This is a genomic window from Pseudomonas sp. IT-P171 (genome assembly GCF_949767765.1).
Classification (GTDB): Bacteria; Pseudomonadota; Gammaproteobacteria; order Pseudomonadales; family Pseudomonadaceae; genus Aquipseudomonas; species Aquipseudomonas fluorescens_B.
Genome location: NZ_CATKQN010000004.1, coordinates 139,633 through 161,369, shown reverse-complemented (window position 1 = coordinate 161,369; position 21,737 = coordinate 139,633). Strand labels below are relative to the sequence as shown.

Annotated in this window: 22 protein-coding genes and 2 pseudogenes; 8 read left to right on the top strand and 16 right to left on the bottom strand. The window is 60.8% G+C overall.

Annotated features, from left to right (window positions below):
* The first annotated feature begins 323 nt into the window (after positions 1-323).
* Positions 324-998 (top strand): hypothetical protein, encoded by a 675-nt coding sequence (locus tag ACM6I5_RS03945; RefSeq protein WP_017339705.1) that lies wholly within the window; start codon positions 324-326, stop codon positions 996-998.
* A gap of 153 nt (positions 999-1,151) precedes the next feature.
* Here the strand turns inward: ACM6I5_RS03945 and mnmH are convergent, their stop codons facing one another.
* From mnmH to ACM6I5_RS03920, 5 genes are all read right to left on the bottom strand, one after another.
* On the bottom strand, positions 1,152-2,255 hold the full coding sequence (mnmH, locus tag ACM6I5_RS03940; protein WP_414883235.1) for a tRNA 2-selenouridine(34) synthase MnmH: 1,104 nt from the start codon (positions 2,253-2,255) through the stop codon (positions 1,152-1,154).
* The gene (gene selD / locus ACM6I5_RS03935) at positions 2,255-3,289 is read right to left on the bottom strand and encodes a selenide, water dikinase SelD (protein WP_414883234.1); all 1,035 of its coding nucleotides are present in this window, start codon (positions 3,287-3,289) and stop codon (positions 2,255-2,257) included. Before selD ends, mnmH begins: the two co-directional genes overlap by 1 nt.
* A 170-nt stretch (positions 3,290-3,459) precedes the next feature.
* Positions 3,460-4,416 (bottom strand): quinone oxidoreductase family protein, encoded by a 957-nt coding sequence (locus tag ACM6I5_RS03930; protein ID WP_414883233.1) that lies wholly within the window; start codon positions 4,414-4,416, stop codon positions 3,460-3,462.
* 30 nt (positions 4,417-4,446) lie between these two features.
* Positions 4,447-4,620, bottom strand: coding sequence for a DUF1427 family protein (locus ACM6I5_RS03925; protein ID WP_008035179.1), 174 nt, complete (start codon positions 4,618-4,620; stop codon positions 4,447-4,449).
* Between the two features lie 128 nt (positions 4,621-4,748).
* Positions 4,749-5,519 carry an AraC family transcriptional regulator gene (locus ACM6I5_RS03920; RefSeq protein ID WP_017339709.1) on the bottom strand — a complete coding sequence of 257 codons (771 nt, stop codon included), beginning with the start codon at positions 5,517-5,519 and terminating at the stop codon, positions 4,749-4,751.
* 145 nt (positions 5,520-5,664) lie between these two features.
* Here ACM6I5_RS03920 and ACM6I5_RS03915 point away from each other — a divergent pair, with 145 nt between their 5' ends.
* Together ACM6I5_RS03915 and ACM6I5_RS03910 are read left to right on the top strand one after the other, a co-directional pair.
* Complete coding sequence (locus ACM6I5_RS03915) at positions 5,665-5,892, top strand: DUF6555 family protein (protein ID WP_017339710.1); 228 nt, start codon at positions 5,665-5,667, stop codon at positions 5,890-5,892.
* Between the two features lie 31 nt (positions 5,893-5,923).
* Positions 5,924-6,202 (top strand): hypothetical protein, encoded by a 279-nt coding sequence (locus ACM6I5_RS03910; RefSeq protein WP_017339711.1) that lies wholly within the window; start codon positions 5,924-5,926, stop codon positions 6,200-6,202.
* 27 nt (positions 6,203-6,229) lie between these two features.
* On the opposite strand, the gene ACM6I5_RS03905 is transcribed toward ACM6I5_RS03910, so the two are convergent.
* From ACM6I5_RS03905 to ACM6I5_RS03895, 3 genes are all read right to left on the bottom strand, one after another.
* Positions 6,230-6,394, bottom strand: coding sequence for a metallothionein (locus tag ACM6I5_RS03905; RefSeq protein WP_017339712.1), 165 nt, complete (start codon positions 6,392-6,394; stop codon positions 6,230-6,232).
* Positions 6,395-6,466: 72 nt separating this feature from the next.
* On the bottom strand, positions 6,467-6,922 hold the full coding sequence (locus ACM6I5_RS03900; protein ID WP_017339713.1) for a DMT family transporter: 456 nt from the start codon (positions 6,920-6,922) through the stop codon (positions 6,467-6,469).
* Entirely contained in the window at positions 6,922-7,413 is a 492-nt protein-coding gene (locus tag ACM6I5_RS03895) for a DMT family transporter (protein WP_017339714.1), read from the bottom strand. The genes ACM6I5_RS03900 and ACM6I5_RS03895 overlap by 1 nt, the downstream gene beginning before the upstream one ends.
* A 240-nt stretch (positions 7,414-7,653) precedes the next feature.
* Between ACM6I5_RS03895 and ACM6I5_RS03890 the strand changes: the two genes are divergently transcribed.
* On the top strand, positions 7,654-8,589 hold the full coding sequence (locus ACM6I5_RS03890; protein WP_017339715.1) for a LysR family transcriptional regulator: 936 nt from the start codon (positions 7,654-7,656) through the stop codon (positions 8,587-8,589).
* Positions 8,590-8,722: 133 nt separating this feature from the next.
* On the opposite strand, the gene ACM6I5_RS03885 is transcribed toward ACM6I5_RS03890, so the two are convergent.
* The 3 genes and pseudogenes from ACM6I5_RS03885 to ACM6I5_RS03875 form a co-directional block, all read right to left on the bottom strand.
* Complete coding sequence (locus ACM6I5_RS03885; protein ID WP_414883249.1) at positions 8,723-9,478, bottom strand: methyl-accepting chemotaxis protein; 756 nt, start codon at positions 9,476-9,478, stop codon at positions 8,723-8,725.
* Between the two features lie 102 nt (positions 9,479-9,580).
* Positions 9,581-10,399: pseudogene (locus tag ACM6I5_RS03880) on the bottom strand (cache domain-containing protein); the annotation flags it as partial.
* A 170-nt stretch (positions 10,400-10,569) separates the two neighbouring features.
* On the bottom strand, positions 10,570-11,886 hold the full coding sequence (locus ACM6I5_RS03875; RefSeq protein ID WP_162491081.1) for a Na+/H+ antiporter family protein: 1,317 nt from the start codon (positions 11,884-11,886) through the stop codon (positions 10,570-10,572).
* 370 nt (positions 11,887-12,256) lie between these two features.
* On the opposite strand from ACM6I5_RS03875, the pseudogene ACM6I5_RS03870 reads away from it, so the two are divergent.
* Positions 12,257-13,546: pseudogene (locus tag ACM6I5_RS03870) on the top strand (HAMP domain-containing protein); the annotation flags it as partial.
* Between the two features lie 102 nt (positions 13,547-13,648).
* Entirely contained in the window at positions 13,649-14,404 is a 756-nt protein-coding gene (locus tag ACM6I5_RS03865; protein ID WP_414883248.1) for a methyl-accepting chemotaxis protein, read from the top strand.
* A 159-nt stretch (positions 14,405-14,563) separates the two neighbouring features.
* On the opposite strand, the gene ACM6I5_RS03860 is transcribed toward ACM6I5_RS03865, so the two are convergent.
* The 4 genes from ACM6I5_RS03860 to ACM6I5_RS03845 are packed head-to-tail and all read right to left on the bottom strand — an operon-like array spanning position 14,564 to position 17,159.
* Positions 14,564-15,877, bottom strand: coding sequence for a sensor histidine kinase (locus ACM6I5_RS03860; protein WP_017339719.1), 1,314 nt, complete (start codon positions 15,875-15,877; stop codon positions 14,564-14,566).
* The gene (locus ACM6I5_RS03855) at positions 15,874-16,542 is read right to left on the bottom strand and encodes a response regulator transcription factor (RefSeq protein WP_414877997.1); all 669 of its coding nucleotides are present in this window, start codon (positions 16,540-16,542) and stop codon (positions 15,874-15,876) included. The genes ACM6I5_RS03860 and ACM6I5_RS03855 overlap by 4 nt, the downstream gene beginning before the upstream one ends.
* Before the next feature lie 3 nt (positions 16,543-16,545).
* Positions 16,546-16,851: a PepSY domain-containing protein gene (locus ACM6I5_RS03850; protein WP_414883232.1), complete on the bottom strand. Its 306-nt coding sequence runs from the start codon at positions 16,849-16,851 to the stop codon at positions 16,546-16,548.
* Complete coding sequence (locus ACM6I5_RS03845) at positions 16,851-17,159, bottom strand: PepSY domain-containing protein (protein WP_414877998.1); 309 nt, start codon at positions 17,157-17,159, stop codon at positions 16,851-16,853. Before ACM6I5_RS03845 ends, ACM6I5_RS03850 begins: the two co-directional genes overlap by 1 nt.
* Before the next feature lie 262 nt (positions 17,160-17,421).
* On the opposite strand from ACM6I5_RS03845, the gene ACM6I5_RS03840 reads away from it, so the two are divergent.
* A complete protein-coding gene (locus tag ACM6I5_RS03840; protein WP_414883231.1) occupies positions 17,422-18,501 on the top strand; it encodes a patatin-like phospholipase family protein in 1,080 nt (359 codons plus the stop codon).
* Positions 18,502-18,575: 74 nt separating this feature from the next.
* Positions 18,576-18,932: a 6-carboxytetrahydropterin synthase QueD gene (gene queD / locus ACM6I5_RS03835; protein WP_414883230.1), complete on the top strand. Its 357-nt coding sequence runs from the start codon at positions 18,576-18,578 to the stop codon at positions 18,930-18,932.
* Positions 18,933-19,010: 78 nt separating this feature from the next.
* Here queD and ACM6I5_RS03830 read toward each other — a convergent pair whose 3' ends face one another.
* Positions 19,011-21,719 (bottom strand): C2H2-type zinc finger protein, encoded by a 2,709-nt coding sequence (locus tag ACM6I5_RS03830; protein ID WP_414883229.1) that lies wholly within the window; start codon positions 21,717-21,719, stop codon positions 19,011-19,013.
* Between the last annotated feature and the right edge of the window lie 18 nt (positions 21,720-21,737).

The window sequence follows — 21,737 nt, the reverse complement described above, 5'->3', positions numbered from 1 at the left end:
GTGAGCAGCCGAAGGGTGCGATGTCTGGGTATCGATATTGATGATTAGCAAGATCAATGCAATGCAGCGCTCTGCGCGGCCATCCCCGTGTACCGTGTCCATAAATCCGCAACATCCTGCCGGTAACCTGTGTTCCAACCCGTTCAAGGTTGTCGGTGGATTGCTGCTCCGCCGGAATCGAACCAAACGGGCTTCAGTGGACTCTGAGTGTTGCCCTTTCGGAAACGGACCGGCTTAACGACATGGAAAACACCCGACGCTGGGAGCGCGGGGTGTAAAGGTTTGTCAGCCTTAACCGAATGCGCTGAAGACTCCCTATTTCCATGATGAACTTTCTGAAATTCGTCCAACGCTTCAAGCATCGCGCGTATGTCGTGCTGCCCTCCCTGTTGGCGGCCAGTGCGCTCTTCCTGTCACTGGAATCCAGCGAAAGCCGCGCCCAGCCGGTTGACGGCACCCAGACCCTGGTGTTCCTGCGTCACGCCGAGAAACCTGCCGGCGGCCTGGGCCAGCTCAACTGCCAGGGCCTGAACCGCGCCATCGACCTGGCGACCCTGCTCCCGGAAAAATTCGGCAAGGCCAATTACGTGTTTGCGGCCAACCCGACGCGCAATGTCGAGGAAGGCGAACTGGACAATTCCTACAGTTACATTCGCCCACTGATGACAATCAGCCCCAGTGCGATCAAGCTCGGTTTGCCGGTAAACATCAATTTCTCGGCCAATGACACCAGCGACCTGGCCGATGAGCTGCTCCACGACAAGTACCACAACGCAGTGATCTACACCGCCTGGTCCCACGGCTACCTGCCCGAACTGATCAACAAGGTCGCTGGCGAAGCCGTCGGCAAGAAACAGAAGATCACTGAAGACTGGGAGTCCAGCGATTACGACTCGTTGTTCGTGCTGACCCTGACCTGGCACAACGGCAAGGCCAGTCTGCAGAGCCACAGTTACAAGCAAGGGCTGGATAACGGTCGGGAAACCTGTCCGACTTGAGGCTGATGGTTCAAATCTTGTAGCGGCTGTCAGGGCCCTATCGCGAGCAGGCTCGCTCCCACCTTTGATTTCTGTCGGACACTTAATTCATGTCCACTGAAGATCCAATGTGGGAGCGAGCCTGCTCGCGATGAGGCCGGAAAAATCAACACATCACCCCGGGCGATGGCCACGCGCTTGCAGGTATTCGATAACCGCCCCCCGCTCCCCGGCAAACTCGATCCGCGCCCCTTTCTTCTCCCGCTGGAACGCATACATCGGGTCGTAATATTCACGCAGCAACCCTTCGATCCAGCCCCGGTGCAAATCCACCGCCCCGCTGCGCGCCTGCTCCGCCAGCGCATCCTCCATCAGGATCAGCATCCGCCGATGACGCTCGCCGCCCAGCCGCTTCTGTACGTTGTTCAGGCTCGCCAGCAAGCGTTCGGCAAACAGCCCGAAACCTTCCTCGCCATGCACGTCGCTGAACTCGGCACTCAAGTCCACCACGTAATCACGCAGGATTCGTTCGACCCGTCCTTCAAGGCTGTCTTCGAGCCAGACCATCGGAAATTGCTGCATGCCCTGATACAGCGGCAACGGCAGCGCGCAACTGCCGATCGCGCGGCTTTCATCTTCCAGCACAAACTGTTCGATACCGCGGCTGCGTTTCTTCAGCACGTCCACGGCCAGGCGGTTTTCAAAATCGATGTTGGACGGCTGGCCCGTGGCGCGTTTGCCGAAACTGGAACCGCGATGGTTGGCATGGCCTTCAAGGTCCAGGCCGTTGCGCAGTTGCGTGAGCACTTCGGTCTTGCCGGTGCCCGTCATGCCGCCCAGCAGGACAAAATCACACTGAGCCATCGCCTGATCGATCGTCTCCAACAGGAAGCTACGCAGGGCCTTGTAGCCGCCGCCGACCCGCGGATAATCGATACCCGCCTCACTCTTCAGCCATTGCTGAACGATCTGCGAGCGCAAGCCACCGCGAAAACAATACAAAAGCCCTTCGGGATGAGCCCGGGCAAACTCGGCCCAGGCCTGGATTCGCGCGGCCTTGATCTCGCCTGACACCAACTGATGCCCCAACGTTATAGCCGCCTGCTGACCCTCTTGCTTGTAGCAGGTGCCGACCCGTTGCCGCTCGTTATCATTCATCAGCGGCAGGTTGATCACACCGGGGAAGGAACCCTTGATGAATTCGACCGGCGCGCGCGCATCCATCATCGGCCGGTCATTGAGGAAAATGTCGCGGTAATCGGTGAATTCGCTTGCCATCAGAACACCTCGACCGCGTTCGTCTGTCGCTCGACCAGTTCACCGATCGGCGCCAGAGTCAGGCCCAGTTCGGCAGCGACTCTGAGGAATTGATCGTTGCCTTCGGGAGTGACCGCCACCAACAGACCGCCACTGGTTTGCGGATCGCAGAGCACGCGTTTGTGCATTTCCTGCAGTCGCCCGAGTTTGCTGGCGTAGCTGTCGAAGTTGCGCAGCGTCCCGCCCGGCACGCAACCCTGGTCGAGGTAATACTCGACGCCCGGCAGACGCGGCACGCGGTCATATTCGATGCGTGCTGTGAGGTTGCTGCCGTCGGCCATTTCCACCAGGTGCCCGAGCAGGCCGAAACCGGTGACATCGGTCATCGCGGTCACGCCGTCGAGCTTGCCGAAACGGCTGCCGGGCTTGTTGAGGGTGCACATCCAGTCGCGGGCCAGGCCGATGTCGGCGTGGCGCAACTTGCCCTTTTTCTCGGCGGTGGTGAGGATGCCGATGCCCAGGGGTTTGGTGAGATAGAGCAGGCAACCGGCAGTGGCCGTGTCGTTGCGCTTCATATGGCGCTTTTCCACCAGCCCGGTGACAGCCAGGCCGAAGATCGGCTCCGGCGCATCGATGGAGTGCCCGCCCGCCAACGGGATCCCGGCTTCATCGCACACCGAGCGCCCGCCGCGAATCACTTCCCGGGCAATCTCCGGCGCCAGCACATTCACCGGCCAGCCAAGGATCGCGATGGCCATCAACGGATCGCCGCCCATGGCGTAGATGTCGCTGATGGCATTGGTGGCGGCGATGCGGCCGAAATCGAACGGGTCGTCGACGATGGGCATGAAGAAGTCGGTGGTCGAGACCACGCCGCGTTCTTCATCGATGGCATACACCGCCGCGTCATCGCGCGAGGCATTGCCGACCCAGAGTTTGGGGTCAAGGTTCTGCGCCCCGCTGCCGGCCAGAATCACTTCCAGCACCTGGGGGGAAATTTTGCAGCCACAGCCTGCGCCGTGGCTGTATTGGGTCAGACGAATCGGCTCGCTCATGGGGGCATCTCGTGAAGTCAGTGCCGATGAGTCTACAGCAAGGTTATTTTCAGGGGCTTTAACGAACAACACAAAACCTGTGGGAGCCAGCCTGCTGGCGATGGGGTGTCAGCCGCCATCAATGCAGCTGATACACCATCGCCAGCAGGCTAGCTTCCACAGTGGTCGGGTTACGGCAGCAGGATTACCTTGTCGCCACTGCCCTGATTCACCTCGGCATAGCGCTCCAACCCCTCTGCCAACGGCGACTCAAACAACCCTTGCGGCAATGGCAACAGGTCCTGATCGAAGAACCGGCCGAACTGATCGAGCATCGCCGCGCACGCCTGTACCCCGTACAGAAGCGAGTTGATCCCCACCACCGAACCACCCTTGCGATACAACGCCAGGGCCGGCAATTGCACCAGACCATCCACCGGCGCGGCGATGATCGCGATGCGGCCGAACGGTGCCAACGCGGCGACCGAGGCCGGCAGCCAGAACCCGGTGGTGTCGAAAATCACGTCGGCGCCTCCGGCATAAACCCCGTTCACCTGTACGCCCAGCTCTTCGGGTTTATCCAGTTGCAGGGTCTGATAACCCTGATCCTGCAAGTCCTTCACCTGCTCCGGCCGTCGCGCCGCCGCCAGCACCTGGGCGCCGCGCACCTTGGCCAGCGCCAGCGCCGCACTGCCGACTGCGCCGCCGCCGATCACCAGCAACCGTGTTTGCGCGGTCACCAGGCTGCGTTCCAGCGCATCCCACGCCGTGGTGTAAGGCACGCCGAGGCTGGCGGCCTGCGCGAAGCTCAAGTGGGTCGGCTTGAGTGCCACGCCGTTGGCCGGCAATTTGACGAACTGTGCATGGGAGCCGTCAGCGAAAAAGCCCAGTTCCCGGCCGGTGCCCCAGACCTCCTGACCGATCAATGCTTGCGGACCTTCAACCACGACCCCGGCGAAATCACGACCGGGAATCCGCGGCAGCGTGGTGTAGGGAAACCGCCCCAGCACGTTCTTCACATCGCTGGGGTTGAGGCCGGCGGCCTTGATCTGCACCAGCACTTCATCGGCGCCGGGAACGGGGGTCGGCACTTCGACGTAGCGCAGGGCCGAGAGGTCGCCGGTTTTATCGAACTGCAATGCTTTCATGGGAACGTCCATCGAACAGAGGGGAGAAATTCAGGAGATCCAGCCAGTGACCAGTTGTCGGCCCATCGGCCACAATTTTTCACCGGCGAGCATGCCCAGCAGGCCCACCAGCGCGATGGCCGGTGGTGCGGGGGAACGAAAATCCAGTGCGCCGTAGAGCAAACCGACGCCCAGACCGATGACCAGCGAGATGAGGTAGCTCATGGCAGACTCCGTGGGCAATTGAGGTATGCCTGAAGTCTAAAGGTGGGCAACGGCGAGCATCGGCCAAGTGCTTCTGAATTTCGGCCAAAGCACTTGATGTCGGCCGCAACGCGAACCTGCGGCAGCGCCTACAGGCTCGCGGCAAATTGCGACGGCGCAACGCCCAGCTCGCGACGGAACATGTCGCTGAAGCTGCTCGGCGAATAGCCCAGTTCCCGGGCAATCGTGCTGACGGCGACGCCCTGTATCAACTCGGCCGCCGCCGTCGCCAGTTGCACTTGCCGTCGCCACTCGGCGAAGCCCATGCCCAGGCCGTCCTTGAACAGCCGCGCCAGGGTGCGCACGCTGGCGCCGGCGTTTTCGGCGTGTTGTTCGAAGGGAATGTCCAGCGACGGCGCGGCCATGACCGCCTGACACAGGTTCATCAGGCGCCGGTCGGAATCGTCCGGCAAGGGGATCTTCAGCAGCGAGCGCCGGGCACGTTTGAGTTCCAGCAGCGCCAGCCCCACCAGCGCTTCGTAGTACTCCGGCGCGCCGTCGTCACCCTGTTCCACCAGGCCGATGATCAGCTCTCGCAGCAACCCGCCCACTTCGATCACTTGAACCGTCGCGTCCAGCGTTGCTGCCAGCGAGGGCCGCAGGTAGATGTTGCGCATCTGCAGGTCCGAGACCACTCGAATGCCGTGAGGCACGCCTGGCGGCAGCCACACCGCCCGTTGCGGCGGCACCACCAGCGCTTCGTGGGGCGTTTCGACCCACATCACCCCGCTCATCGCATATAACAACTGGCCCCAGACATGCTCGTGAGGCTCGATATACAACCCGCGCGGGTAAGTGCGCGCCAGCGGTTGCACGGGCACATCGGTGTCACTCAGGTCAGGGGGCGCGGCAAGGGCCATGGGCAGCAATCATTGGGGGTTTCAGGAAATGCATGGTAACCAGCCGCACGCCTTGTCGCCACTGGCGGCCACCGTCTGACAATCCGACTGAATTTTCCGCAGCCGCGACGATCCCTCTAATACCACAGGGAGGAATACGGGCTTTATGAACAACGCAAAACTTTTCGTCATTGAATACACCCTTCATGGCGCCCCCAAGTCTTTCATTATCCGTCTGGACAAGATGGATAATGCGGAGGCCTGGCATTGGGCGAGCTGTGACGCCGGCGTGGGTCGCATCCCGCGGTTTGGTCGGGAAAAAGTGCAAAAGACCACTAAACCGATGGCAGAGAAGTTCGGTGTGGAAAACGTCACGTGGCGGCCAGCGAACTAACCGAAGGGCAGGATCTGGAGGAATCGGGCGCATGACAGCGACACAACTTACCAGCACGGCACACATCGACTACGGCCTCGATACGCTGTTCGGCCGAGTCACCAAAAGCGCCGAGTGTCAGGTCGGCCTCGAACAGGTCGAGCATGATCCGACCCGCTTCGCACTCCGCGTCCAGCCACCCTTGCCGCCCGATCTGGAGCAGGCGAAAACCCTATTGGTACGGGTGGAGGGACGGCGACTCAATGGCATCGTCCGCCATACCGAACGGCTGGAAGATCAAAGTCTGAAACTGGAAGTGGAGCCCGAATAGGCTCCACTTTTTTGCGCGTGGCTGATCTCAGCCATGGGCGCACTTGCAGCCCTTGCTTGTGCATTCTTCACCGTGTTCGTGGTGCTTGGCGCAGGCTTCGCAACAGTAGTGTTTGCCGTGGCGAGCAATCGGATGCTGGCCCAGTTTGCACGCGCATTTCGGGCAGTCGCATTTACTTTCACTGTCGATCATAAGTCTGACTCCATGGGTGGTGGTCGTCCGGACTCGCGAATACGATCCGTCTCACCAGTGTAGGAGCTGGCGTCAGGCCTGCCGCGTACTGCTGCGATACATGAACACCAAGGCCAACCCGAGCAACACCATCGCCAATACCCGGCTCCCGGACAGCTCGATCGCCGGGTTGCCCAGCCAGCCGAAGTTGTCGATCAGCATCCCCATACCCAGTTGCCCGACGATCACCGCGACCGTCGCGACCGCCGTGCCAACCCGCGGCACCGCCCCCACCATGACCATCATGTACACCACGCCGAACAACGCGCCGCTGAGTTGCCATTTCGGCACGTCCAACAGGCTCACGGCATGGGCCGGTTCGAAAAACAGGATCAGCAACCCGGTGCTCACCGCGCCCACCACGAACGTCAGCAAACTGCTGCGCAACACACCGACCGTTTCGCCCAGACGTCCGTTGATCGCCGCCTGCACACTCAACACCGCACCGGCGGCCACGACCACCGCCAACAAAATAATCAGATTCATCATCAACCCCGAGCAATCAGAACAAGTGCCGCGACAATCAGCAGCAAGGCCAGCCAGCGTTCACCGTTGACCTTTTTGCGGGTGGTGCCGAACCAGCCGAAGTGGTCGATCAGCACGCTTTTGCCGACCTGCCCGGACAGAATCGCGATCATCGTCATCGCAATGCCGATGTGCGGCGTGGCCAGGGTCAGCACCACCACGTACATCGGCCCGAGGAAACCGCCGATCAACTGCCAGCGCGGCAATGCGTTCAAGGCCGGGCCACGTTGCGGGCCGCTGAACAACAGCAGCAGGAACAGAATCGCCGAGCCAACCCCGAAGATGCTCAGCGTCGCCCACAAGTGCCCGACCTGGACGCCGAGGGGGCCGAGCAGACCGGCCTCTACGGAAAGGCCCATGCCGGCGAGGATGACCAGGGGCAACAACAAGAGCCGTAACCCTGGTTTGGTGGTTGGCGTTGTGGCAACGCCCACGTCGATTGAAGAAGATTGCATGAATGAACACCTGCCATTTATCAGAAAAAACACCTTCCCTTGTGGGATCGAGCCTGCTCGCGATAGCGATTTGTCAGTCACCTTGATGTTGGATGTCTGGCCGCTATCGCGAGCAGGCTCGCTTCCACATGGGTTTTGAGTAGTCAGTGGAACAGGCGCGCATTATCGGCGGGTGCTGCTTTGCGATAAACGGGATCATACTGACAACACTTTTGCGCAACTCGCACAGCAGGAACCGCCATGCACGGCCTCAACGAATTGGGATTCAAGGCGCTTCGGCTATTTGTCGCGGTGCTCGATCACGGCAGCTTTTCCGAGGTAGCCCGCCGAGAAGGCCTGGCGCCCTCCTCGATTTCCCGACAGATCCAGTTGATGGAACAAGCCCTGAGCCAGCAATTGCTCTACCGTCACACCCGCGCCGTCTCGCCCACCGAAGCAGGACGAATGCTCGGCCACCATGCGCGGCTGGTGCTGGTGCAACTGGAAGAAGCCGAACAAGCCCTGCAGGAACAGCAAAGCGAGCCCAGCGGGTTGGTGCGGATCAATGCCCCCGTGGTGTTCGGGCAACGGCACCTGACACCGTGGCTCGGGCAGTTGTGCGAGCGCTATCCGAAACTGCAACTGGACATCCAACAGACCGACAGCTACATCGACCCGTTGCAGGAAGGCGCCGACCTGTTGTTCCGCATCGGCCCGCTGCACGATTCGAGCATGCAGGCGCGCATTCTGGCGCCCCACCGCTTTCAGGTCGCGGCAAGCCCGGCCTACCTTGAGCGCCATGGCATCCCGCAACATCCCCAGGACCTGGCGGCGCATCAATGCCTGGCCTACAAAGGTGTAACCGGCCAGCAGCGCTGGTTTTTCCGCCAGGGTCGGCAGGACTGGTCGCCCTATTCGGTGAAGGGACCGCTCACCGGCAACCACGCCGACACACTCACCCAGGCCGCCGAACAGGGCCTGGGGCTGGTGATGTTTCCGTCATGGCTGATTGGTGAGGCCGTGCGCAACGGCACGCTGGTGCCGGTGCTGGGGGACTATCAGGTGTCCAACAGCCTTGAGCCGCAGCAGATCGCCGTGCTCTGGCCCGGCAGCCGACGGTTATCCGTGAAGGTGCGCACGGTGATTGATTTCTTTGTCGAATGCTTTGGGCCGGTGCCGTATTGGGACAGGCCCTAGAACCTGAGTCGAACACGCGAGTGTGGCGAGGGAGCTTGCTCCCGCTTGAGTGCGCAGCGCTCACAAATTTTCAGGGCCGCTGCGCAGCCGAGCGCGAGCAAGCTCGCTCGCTCGCCACAAGAGCATCATCAAATCAGATACGGAACTGTCCGACCAGACTGCCCAGGCGCTGACCCAGATCCGCGAGGCTGCGGGAGGTCTGGGCGCCGAGCTGGGTTTCGTCAGCCACGTTGTCCACAGCCACCGCGATCTGATGCACGCTGCGGTTGATCTCTTCGGCCACGGCGGTCTGCTCTTCGGCGGCGCTGGCGATCTGTGCGTTCATCGAGTTGATGGTGCCGATCAGCTGGGCCATGGTGTCGAGGGACGCGCCCGCTTCGTTCGCCTGTGCGGACGTACCGTCGCCAGCCTCGCTGGAACGGCGCATCGCTTCCACCGCCGATTGAGTACCCGCCTGCAGGCGATCGATCATGCCCTGGATTTCCTGGGTGCTGATTTGCGTGCGGCTGGCCAGTGCGCGGACTTCGTCGGCCACCACCGCAAAACCGCGACCGGCCTCACCGGCACGGGCCGCTTCGATCGCAGCGTTGAGCGCCAACAGGTTGGTCTGTTCGGCAATCGAACGGATCACCCCAAGCACACTGACAATCGACGACACGTCCTTTTGCAGGCTGTCGAGGGACACGCCGCTGCTGCGAATATCGTCGACCAATGCATGAATCTTGACGATGCTGCCCGCCACCACACGCTTAGCGGTCTGGCCTTCTTCGTCGGTCTGTTGCGCGGCGACGGCGGCGTTCTGAGCACTTTTGGCAACTTCCTGCGCGGCGGCCGACATTTCGTTGATCGCCGTGGCGACCTGATCGGTCTCGTGACGCTGACGCTCCATCGCCTGATCCGAGCGCTGAGCCTGATCGGACACCTGATTCACCAGCCCGGTCAGTTGCGAGGTCATTTCAGTGATCTGGCGCACCAGGCCGTGGATCTTGTCGACAAAACGGTTGAACGAACCGGCGAGCTGGCCGAGTTCGTCCTGGCTGGTGATGGTCAGGCGCCGGGTCAGGTCGCCCTCGCCTGCCGCGATGTCATCGAGGTTGGCTTTCATCAGGTTCAGCGGACGCAGGATGGTGTTGGCCAGCAGCATGCCGGCGGCGGCGATCACCAACAGCACCACTACGGCGATGCCGATGATGCTCAGCAACACGCCTTCCATGCGCTCCTGAACCTTGGCCTCGACCACCGCCACCTGCGCTTCGATGCCGTCGAGGTTGACCGAGGTGCCGACGGCCATGTCCCACTTCGGCAGGTATTCGGTGTAGCCGAGTTTCGGCACCAGCACCTTGGTATTGCCGGGCAATGGCGAGCTGTATTGCAGGTAATGCGTACCGTCCTTGGCGACTTTCACCAGGTCGCGGTTGACGTAGACGCCGTTCGGATCACGGTTGTCCTTGAAGCTTTGGCCCACGCCTTCAGGGCTGTTGGCCTTGAACAGGCGCACGGTGTTGGAGTCGTAGCCGAAGAAGTAACCTTCCTTGCCGTAGCTGACGCTCGACAGCAATTTGATCACCTGGGCCCGCGCCGCGTCGTCACCGGGGGCTGCGGCGTCGTAGAGCGGTTTGATCGTAGTCATCGCCACGGCCACGTAACTTTGCAGGGTGGCCTTGGCATCGCTGAGCAGGCGTTGGCGCGTCTCCTCGACTTCCTTGCGGGCCTGCTCCTGCAGCACGAACAACGTGGTCAAACTGATGACCAGCGCAAAGAGCAACACCGGGAGTACGGCAAGGGACAGGACTTTAGCCTTCAGGCTCATGCGCATGACGGTTCACTCTTTTTGATTTTTGTTGGCGTGGTTAAAGGCTTTAACGGCACGCCGGATCAAAAGTTGAATGCTCAAAAAAGATCGCAGCCTTCGGCAGCGCCTACAGGGTGTGTGCCATTCCTTTGTAGGGCTGCCGAAGGCTGCGATCTTTTGATCCTGAATCAGAGCACCATCGCCGCCACCCAACCGAACGCCAGCAGCGGCAGGTTGTAATGCAGGAAGGTCGGCACCACGGTGTCCCAGATGTGGTGATGCTGGCCGTCGATGTTCAGGCCGGAGGTCGGGCCCAGTGTCGAGTCCGAAGCCGGCGAACCGGCATCGCCCAACGCGCCGGCGGTGCCAACGATGCACACGATGGCGATCGGGCTGAAACCCAGTTGCACACACAGCGGCACGAAAATCGCCGCCAGAATCGGCACGGTGGAAAACGATGAGCCGATGCCCATGGTCACCAGCAAGCCGACCAGCAACATCAACAGCGCGCCGATGCCCTTGCTGTGGCCGATCCACGACGCCGACGTTTCAACCAGCGTCTGCACCTGACCAGTGGCTTTCATCACTTCGGCAAACCCCGAGGCGGCGATCATGATGAAGCCGATCATCGCCATCATCTTCATGCCTTCGGTGAACAGGTCGTCGGTGTCGCGCCACTTGACGATGCCCGACACCGAGAAGATCAGGAAACCCGCCAGCGCACCGATAATCATCGAATCCAGCAGTAGCTGAATGATGAACGCCGCCGCGATGGCCACACCCGCGACCATCAGGCTCAACGGGTTGTACTGGACCGCAACCTGTTCGACCTGCTCGATCTTTTCCAGGTTGTAGACGCGTTTCTTGCGGTAGCTGATGAACGCTGCCGCCAGCCCCACGACCATGCCCAGCGCCGGAATGCCCATGGCATGGGTAACGTTGATGCCGCTGATGTCCACGCCACTGCGGGCCACGTTGGCCAGGAGGATTTCATTGAGGAAGATGTTGCCGAAACCCACCGGCAGGAACATGTACGGCGTGATCAGGCCGAAGGTCATGACACAGGCGATCAAGCGGCGATCCAGTTGAAGCTTGGTCAGCACATACAACAGCGGCGGCACCAGCAACGGAATAAACGCGATATGTATCGGCAGAATATTCTGTGAAGCGATGGCCACCACCCAGAGCAAACCGATCAACAGCCACTTGACCGAGCCACCACCGTTGGCGTGCTGGCGATCGACCATGGCCAGGGCCTTGTCCGCCAGCGCATGGGCGAGGCCGGACTTGGCAATCGCCACCGCGAAGGCGCCGAGCAAGGCATAGGACAAGGCCACCGTGGCCCCGCCGCCGAGGCCGCTGTTGAACGCTTTCAGGGTGGCGTCGATGCCCAGGCCACCGGTCAGGCCGCCCACCAGCGCGCCGATAATCAGCGCGATCACAACGTGCACGCGGGACAGGCTGAGCACCAGCATGACGCCGACCGCGGCAATTACAGCATTAATCATCGTTACCTCAAGGCAAGCGAAATGGACCCGGCCGGCAGTCTGCGAAGAGACGCCAGCGGGACAAGGAATGGGTTTTATTAGACGGCGCGCACTGTGCCGCAGAGTGGGGCCGGTGTCAAAGCGAGTGGTGCCAACGAACATGTAACGGCCAGTGATACCCCTGTGGCGAGGGAGCTTGCTCCCGCTCGGCTGCGAAGCAGTCGCAAAACCTGACTATGGGGTGCGACTGAAAGAATGCAGGGGTCGCTTCGCAACCCAGCGGGAGCAAGCTCCCTCGCCACAAAAGCTCCGCACACCGAATAAAGAAAGCGGATTCGCGGCCGTTACAGTGCAAAGTCTCAGATATTTATCGAATAAGGACGTCTCCATGTCGCTCAGACAACTTTCCATTCAATGGAAAATCACCCTGCTGGCCGGGCTTTGCCTGGCGGGTATCGTGACCTTGCTGGTAGGTCTTTCGCTGTACCGCATGGAGCACAGCTCCGAGCTGGTGAAAGCCTCGAGCATGGAGATGCTCACCGAAGCTGCCCAGGCCCGGATCGAGTCCCAGGGCGAAAACCAGGCGCTGGGGATTCGCCAGCAGTTCATGGACGCCTATCAATATGGCCACGGCTTTTCACGTCAGGTGTTGTTCCTGCGTGATCAGGCCGAAAAGCGCTTTCTCGATGCCTTCGACCTGCGCGAAGACCTGACCCGCCAGGTCAAGTCCGCGCTGCAAGCCAATCCAGAATTGCTCGGCCTGTCCCTCGTGTTCGAGCCCAATGCGCTGGACGGCAAGGACGAACTGTTCGCCGGCCAGTCGGAACTGGGCAGTAACGACAAGGGCCGTTTCGCGCTGTACTGGTCGCAACCGACACCCGGCAAGGTGACGTCGATGGCGCTGCCCGAAACGGACATGGCCGACACCCGCACCGGCCCCAGCGGCGAGCCCGCCAACGCCTGGTTCACCTGCCCGCGCACCTCGCTCAAACCTTGCGTGATTGAACCCTACTTCTACGTGATCGACGGCCAGAACGTGCTGATGACCAGCATCGTGTTCCCGCTGATGCTCAACGGTAAAGTCATCGCTTCGCTGTCGGTGGACATCAACCTCAACAGCCTGCAAGCGGTCAGTCAGGGCGCGAGCAAAAAGCTCTATGACGGCCAGACCCACGTCAGCATCATCAGCCCGGCCGGTTTGCTCGCCGGCTACAGCCCGGACGCCAGCAAACTCAGCCAGCGCCTGGATGCCGTGGATAAAACCAACGGCGCCGAGCTGATCCGCCTGCTCGCCAACAGCAGCAAAACCACCAGCCTGCACAGCGACCAGCAGTTGAAAGTGCTCTCGCCGTTCCAGCCGATCCCCGGTGGCAAGTCGTGGGGCGTGTTGCTCGACGTGCCGGAAAAAGTCCTGATCGGCCCGGCCGAGGCGCTGAAGAAACAACTCGACGACAGCAATACCGCCGGCACGCTGGTCGAACTCGGCCTCGGTGTGCTGGCGGCGTTGATCGGCCTGTTGCTGGTGTGGTTGATGGCGCGCAGCGTGACCAGGCCGATCCTTGGCGTCGCGCACATGCTCGAAGACATCGCCAGCGGTGAAGGCGACCTGACCCGGCGTCTGGCTTACGACAAAAAGGATGAATTGGGCCAACTGGCTGGCTGGTTCAACCGTTTCCTCGACAAGCTGCAACCGATCATCGCCGAAGTGAAACGCTCGGTGCAGGACGCGCGCAGCACGGCGGATCAGTCTTCCGCCATCGCCACGCAAACCAGTGCCGGCATGGAGCAGCAATACCGCCAGGTCGATCAGGTGGCCACCGCCTCCCACGAAATGAGCGCCACCGCCCAGGACGTCGCCCGCAGCGCTGCGCAAGCGGCACAGGCTGCAAAGGACGCGGACCAGGCGACTCGCCGCGGATTGACGGTGATCGACCAGACCACCAGCAGCATCGACAACCTCGCCGCCGACATGAGCGCGGCCATGGTGCAGGTCGAAGGCCTGGCGGCGAACAGCGAGAAGATCGGTTCAGTGCTGGAAGTGATTCGTGCCATCGCCGAGCAGACCAACCTGCTGGCCCTCAACGCAGCCATCGAAGCCGCCCGTGCCGGTGAAGCCGGCCGTGGTTTTGCCGTGGTGGCCGACGAAGTGCGCAACCTGGCGCGACGCACTCAGGAGTCTGTCGAAGAAACCCGTCTGGTGATCGAGCAATTGCAAAGCGGCACCCAGGATGTGGTGGGGTCGATGAACAACAGCCATCGTCAGGCCCAGGGCAGTGTCGAGCAGGTCAGCCAGGCGGTCACGGCGTTGCGGCAGATTGGCGACGCAGTCACGGTGATCAGCGACATGAACCTGCAGATCGCCAGCGCGGCGGAGGAGCAAAGCGCGGTGGCGGAAGAGATCAACAACAACGTGGCGACGATTCGGGACGTGACCGAGTCGTTGTCGGGGCAGGCGAATGAGTCGGCGCGGGTGAGCCAGTCGTTGAATAGCCTGGCGAATCAGCAGCAGAGTCTGATGGATCAGTTCCGGGTTTAACGCCAATCCAATGGGAGCGACTTGTGGCGAGGGGAGTTATCCCCGTTGGACTGCGAAGCAGGCCCAAGTGTTTGGGGCGGCTTCGCCACCCAACGGGGATAAATCCCCTCGCCACACAAGCCTGCGCCCACAGGGTTATCGGTTGGCTTCGGATCGCTGTCAGCGCTTGGGGAGTTCGATGACAACGCTCAACCCACCCCACTCGCTCTCCTCCAGCCGCAGCCCCCCGCCCCACGTATCGACGATGTCGCGCACAATTCCCAGCCCCAACCCATGCCCATCCGTTTGTTCATCCAGCCGCGTCCCCCGGCTGAACACCTGATCGCGCTGGTCCTCGGGAATCCCCGGCCCATCATCTTCCACACTCAACTGAAATCCTTCAGCCGTCTCGACCACGCTCAACCGCACCTCGGCATCCGCCCATTTGCAGGCGTTGTCGAGCAGGTTGCCCAGCAGTTCCAGCAGGTCTTCGCGATCCCATGGCAACTGCAAACCGGCCGGTGCGCGATAGCTCAGGTCGAGGTGTTCGCCGTGGATCAGGTTCAACGTGGCGAGCAATCCCGGCAGTTCCGCATCGCAATCAAACAGCGCCCCCGGCAGCGCATCGCCGGACAGCCGGGCACGATTGAGTTCGCGGTTGAGTCGCTGCTGAACCTGTTCCAGTTGTGCCTTGAGGATCTTGCGCAGCTCGGGATGGGCGTCGAGTTTTTCGCTGGACGCCAGGCTCAACAACACCGCCAGCGGGGTTTTCAAGGCATGCCCGAGATTGCCGAGCGCATTGCGCGAACGCTTGAGGCTGTCTTCGGTGTGGGCGAGCAAATGGTTGATCTGCGCCACCAGCGGTTCAAGCTCCACCGGCACCTGATCATCCAGTTGCGAACGCTGCCCCTGCTGCAACTGGGCAATCTGCTCGCGAGCCCTTTCCAGTGGGCGCAAGGCGCGGCGCACGGTGATCCGCTGCAACAGCAGAATCAGCAACAGCCCCGCCAATCCCAGGCCCAGCCCCACTTGCTGCATGCGCTTGAAGCTGTCGCGCACCGGGGTGTAGTCCTGGGCGACACTGATGGAAATCGACTGGCCCAAACGGCGATAGTCCGAACGCAAAACCAGCAATTGCTGGCCTTCCGGCCCCAGTTGCAGGTTGCTGTGCAGGCCGGGATGGTCGAGACGCGGCAATTCCTGATCCCACAACGAACGCGAGCGCCAATGGCTGTCGGCAAAATCGATGCGAAAGTAATGCCCGGAAAACGGGCGCTGATAGGCCGGTGACAGGTGCCGCTCATCCAGTTGCAAGCCCTGTGGTCCGCGCACCAGCGCCACCAGCAAGTCTTCGCTGTCGTTGCGCAGCCCCGCCTCGAGGTAACGCTGCAAACCCACTTCGAACAGCCACAGACTGGTTTGCGCCAGCACCAGGCCGACGACCACCATCACGCTGATCAGTCCCAGGCTCAAGCGGCGCTGGATCGACCTCACTGCGCTTGACCGCCAAACAGATAACCCTGGCCGCGACGGGTTTCGATCACGCTGCGCCCAAGCTTGCGCCGCAGGTGATTCACGTGGACTTCCAGCACGTTGGAGTCGCGCTCGGTTTCGCCGTCGTAGAGGTGTTCGGCGAGGTGGCTTTTGGAGAGGATCTGCTCGGGGTGCAACATGAAATAACGCAGCAGGCGGAATTCCGCGGCGGTGAGCTGGATGTCGGCGCCATCGCGGGTCACGCATTGGCGCCCCTCGTCCAGGTGCAAGCCCGCCGATTGCAGCGTCGGTTGATTGACCTTGCCATGGGAGCGGCGCAACAGCGCCTGGATGCGCAGGTGCAGTTCTTCAGGATGGAAAGGTTTGGTCAAGTAATCATCGGCACCGGCCTTGAGGCCTTCGATCCGTTCGGCCCAGGAGCCGCGCGCCGTCAGGATCAGCACCGGCGTGGCGAGCCCGCCCTTGCGCCACTGCGCCAGCACGTCGAGCCCTGGCAAACCCGGCAAACCCAGGTCGAGGATAATCAGGTCATAGGGTTCGCTGCTGCCCTGATACACCGCGTCACGGCCGTCGGCCAGCCAGTCCACGGCGTAACCCTGACGGTTGAGGCCGGCGATCAGTTCGTCGGCCAGGGGCACATGGTCTTCCACCAGCAGCAATCGCATCGGTCAATCTTCCTTGTCTTTCAGTAACTGGCCTGTGATGGCGTCGACGTCCAGCTCACGGACCACGCCTTCGGTGGTCAGCAACTCGACTTCATAAATGTAGACGTCGTGTTTCTCTTCGAGCTCGGCTTCCAGCAGTTTCGACCCGGGATAGCGGTCCATTGCCTGCTTCAACAACTGTTCGAGCGGCATGATCACGCCCCGCTGACGCAGGCGCAGGGCTTCGTCCTGATCCAGGTCGCGGGCCATGACCACCGAGCAAAACGCCAGGAGCACCAGCGCCATGCGTGAAAATGAACACACCTTCATTACGTATCCTGATGATCCTTGAGAACCTGCCCGCTGACAGCGTCCAATTCCAGGTCCCATTCAATGCCTTGTGGGTCGCGCAGCTCCACCTGATAGATGTACTTGCCGTACTCTTCTTCCAGCTCGGTTTCGGTAATTGTCGAGCCAGGGTGTTTGGCCAGTGCCGTGGCGTTGAGCTTCTCGAAAGACACAATGGTACCAGCGTCGCGCAGCCGCAGAGCTTCGTCGGGGCCCAAATCACGGGCATGGGCGAGGCTGGCGGTGATGGCAATGAGGGAGGCGGTGATCAGGGCAGTCAGGGTTTTCATGGGGTGTCTCCGTATTTTTTATGTGTTGCGTACGGCAGTCACCTTAGCGATTCGAACTTAATTGAAACTGAATTGCCATCATCGATGATTGCAGCACGATATCACTGACGCCCCCCTCGTGCCGAAGGCTGCGATCTTTTGATTTTTGGCGGCTTCATAGGCGCCAACAAGCAAGATCAACAGATCGCAGCCTTCGGCAGCGCCTACATTGATTGATTGCGACACGCTTATAATCCCCCGCTTGCCAGACATCGAGACCGGTATGACCGCCATCCACATCAAGTTCCCTTCCCTGACCCTCAAGGCCGGTCCCCGCGCCTTCGCGCGCATCCGAGAACACGGTTTGAACGCCGCCGATGTCGGCACATTGCCGGGCGCTGCTGGCGGGCCCAAGGCGTTGGGAATTCAAGGCCTGGACCTGGCGTTGTTCGGCGAATGGCTGCCCGCCGCGCCACGCGAACGGTCGCTGATCGGCGCATCGGTCGGCTCCTGGCGCTTCGCGAGCGCCTGCCTGCCCGATGCCGCCGAAGGCATCCGCCGTCTCGGTCATCTCTACACCGAGCAGAATTTCGCCAAGGGCGTGACCATGGCGCAGATCAGCCAGAGCTCGCAGCGCATGCTCGATGACCTGCTCGACGGCCGCGACGCCTCGATTCTGGACAACGCCCATTACCGACTGAACATCATGGTGGTCAAAAGCCACGGCCTGCTCGCGGATGATCATCGCGGTCGCCTCGGGCTGGGCCTGTCGTCGGTAATCGCCGACAACCTGCGCAGTCGCGCACGGCTATCGCGGCATTTCGAGCGGCTGATCCTCCACGACCCACGCCTGGCGCCACCGGTCGATGCGCTGAACGACTTCCCGTCACGCTTCGTCGCGCTGAATGTCGGCAACCTGCGTCAGGCCCTGCTCGCCTCGGGTTCGATCCCGATGGTGATGGAAGGCGTGCGTGACCTGCCCGGCGCTGGCGCCGGAACCTTCCGCGATGGCGGTCTGCTGGACTATCACCTCGACTTGCCCTACAGCGGCAACGACATCGTGCTGTACCCGCACTTCACCGACCGGGTGATCCCCGGCTGGTTCGACAAAACCCTGCCGTGGCGCCGCGCGTGCACCACGCGCTTGCAGGATGTCCTGCTGCTGGCACCGTCGAAGGAATACCTGGCACGCCTGCCCTACGGCAAACTGCCGGACCGTAACGACTTCAAGCGCTTCATGGGCGATGCGCCGAGCCGGCAGAAATACTGGCGTGCGACGATGGATGAAAGTCGCAGGCTGGGCGATGAGTTTCTCGAACTGGCCGCCAACGGTCGACTTGGCGAACGCTTGCTGACCCTTTAGTCAGGACAAACTGTTAAACTCGCCGCCTGCCCACATCGCCGCGGCGATCGCCACCTGACAGAGCTGAAACCACTGTGGAAATCTTCAAAGAATTTACCTTCGAATCCGCCCACCGCCTGCCCCACGTCCCGGAAGGCCACAAGTGCGGCCGCCTGCACGGTCACTCGTTCAAAGTGGCGATTCATCTGAGTGGCGATCTTGATCCGCATACCGGCTGGATTCGTGACTTCTCGGAGATCAAGGCGATCTTCAAGCCGCTGTATGAGCGCTTGGATCACAACTATTTGAATGACATTCCGGGGTTGGAGAATCCGACCAGTGAAGTGCTGGCCAAATTCATCTGGGCTGAACTCAAGCCTTTGCTGCCGGAACTTAGTGCGATACGGATTCATGAGACGTGCACTAGCGGCTGTATCTATCGCGGCGAGTAAGTGTTGGACTGATAAATGACTATCCAACAGGGTGGTTTTTCATAGCCAATAATTAACTGTGCTCGATTTCAGGACCACCTAATTACGAGTATGCGTCAGCATATGTCTTTTTAGATGGTCCCTACGCGAAAACTCTCGACCACAACCTTCTTGATTGCAGGAATGAAGCTTTTCGCTCATATGTGTTCGTTTATGCCTGGCTGCACTACTCGCATTCGAAAATAAACTTCCACACCCGGACCAATCGCACTTATAAGGACGCTCATCACTATGTGTTTGCCTGTGCACTTGCAAACCTCTCAGTTGAGTAAATTTTTTGTCACACACATCACAAGTGAATAGTTTTTCGTTGTTATGTGTTAACCGATGCTCTGTTAGTTTCTGATTATCAGCAAATTCTTTGCCACAGACAGTGCAACTAAAATGTTTCTCACCAGCATGCATTTTCATATGCCGGGCACGATCACCAGAAACAGAAAATCTTTTTTTGCATGAGGGATCAAAGCAGCCGTATGGCTTTTCCTGGGTATGAATACGTACATGCCGAACAAGTGCAATAGAACTCGAAAGCACCTTGTTGCATGTCGGACAGGAAAAATGTTGGGAAGAGGTTTGCTTCGACGATGATCCTGAGGTGTTAACCGCCACCCCCCAATTTTTACGCAGTTCTGCCTCATCTTCAGGCCTCGGATGCGCGAGTATTTTATCCAGGTCCAATGACAGGAATGATGGGGTCCTCCCTGCTTTGGGGGAATCAAGCTCTTTTACCAACTCGTTTACTTTAGCCACCTCATCCGGATTTATTGACCTCGCTAGAATTTCATCTACATCCAGCGCTATAGCGTTTCGATCAACCGAAGTACCCACTCTCCCGTCTCGATCCACCCTCCCCACCGGCGAATTCCCCACAAAGCAATACACATTCAACCCATCCACCGCCCCCGCCGGATCGGGGTTGATCCAGCGACTCAGCCACGGCGCAAAGTACCGATAACCGTAGTAATACAACCCGGTCGCATCGCGTTCCTTGCCTGAATAACGAATGGTTTTGTACGCACCGCTCTGATCGCTGTGATCCTCCCAGGCTGTCCCCCCAAACGGGTAATACACTTCCCGGCTTTGCACCTTGGCCTGTTCACCGAGTTCCAGCGTCCCGGAACCGAGGTGGTCGGTCGGGTGGTAGCGCAACGAATGCTCCGGCACATCGGCGCCGTGCAACCAGTTCACCCGATTGCGTCCGGCCTCCAGGTCGAGCACTTCATGCTGCTTGCCGCCCGGACGATGATGGATCTCCAGCCCCGGCAGGTAGCGCACTTCGGCGATCACGGTGTGGGCGGCGGCCAGTGCGGTGCGGACCTTGCGCAGGCGTTTGCCCCCGCCGCCGTACACATAAATTTCAGTGTCATCGTCTTCGCCTTCGCGCACCACTGGCGATACGCGGGACAACTGGTTGCGCAGGTCCCAGGCCAGGGTTTGGCCACGCTGCAAAAACTGCAGGTTGCCGTTGGCGTCGAAATGACTGACGAAATCCGGTGGCTGATCGCCCTCAAGCAGGCTGCGGTTGCTGTTCGTGGCCACGGCCCATCGGCGGGTAAACGGTTGAGCACCGAGATGCCGCAGTTCGATCATGTTGCCCGTCGCGTCGTAGTCGTATTCTTCGCGGTAGTTGACCACGGCATCAGGGTTGGTCGAGGGGTGGTACGGCGCGAAGGGATAAAAGGATGACTTTTCGGCTTCCCAACCCGTAGCGAGGGTTAGCTGTCCCAGGGTGTCGTAGCCGTAGGTGCATTGAGCGTCGATACGCTGGTTTTTGTAGTAACGGATTGGCAGTGCGTGATCGTCGATCTGGACAATGTTGCCACCCGGGTCGACGGTGTAGCGAAGGTCTTGCACTGGAGCGGCGTTCGGCAACCCGGCGCACAAGCGCAGCAGACGGCCATCATCGAGCGCGTACTGCGCCTCGGTGACCACGCCATTGCCAGCGGTTTCCCGCTCGACTTTGCCACCAGGGTTATAACGGATGTCGTGCACCAGGCATTGTCCGGGCGAGGCGGTGTTCGCCGGTTGCAACCAGCCGTCCTTGAGCTGGCCGGCCACGGTGTAGGTGAAGTGGCGACGATGGGCTTTGGCGTCGGTGAGGTTCAGCAGATCGCCGAGCGGATTGTAGGTCCAGCGGCTTTCGAAGCCGGGGGCGGGTTCAAGCAACCCATCGCGTACGGAGCTCTCCTGCGGCCAGTCCGGTGGATCGAGAGCGGCCAGAAAGTGGCTGATTTCATTCAGCGCCAGCCCCAGCAAATCGTACTCCGGCATATGCCGTGTACCGGCCGGGTCATCATGGCGGATCAACCGGCCGCATTGGTTTCCCGGATTCGCTTCGGGACCACAGGTTCCGTACTCGAAGCGCTCCACAACCCGTGCCTGTTCCATCACGACAAGAGGACGCAGCAACGTGTCGTACTCAGTCTCTTGCCGAGTACCCCGACCGTCCCGCCCGCTCAACACCTGAGCGGCCTGCCCAAACAAAGCCACCCGCCAACCGGCATCGACACTGTCAGTCGCCACCACCCTGCCGGTCAGGCTGAAACAATGCCTCAATGCCGGTGCGGACAACCGCGCATCCCACTGCTCAACTCCACGCCCCGCCGCATCGAACCCCTGCCGCGTCACCCGCGCCTGCGGCGTTTGCCCGCTCTCCCCACGCCAGTACGTCACGCCGCGCACAGCGAGGCTGCGCGGGTCGATGACCGCCAGCTTCGGTGTTCCGTGATGCAGGCTGAAATTGTCCATGGACTCTGGATAGCATCT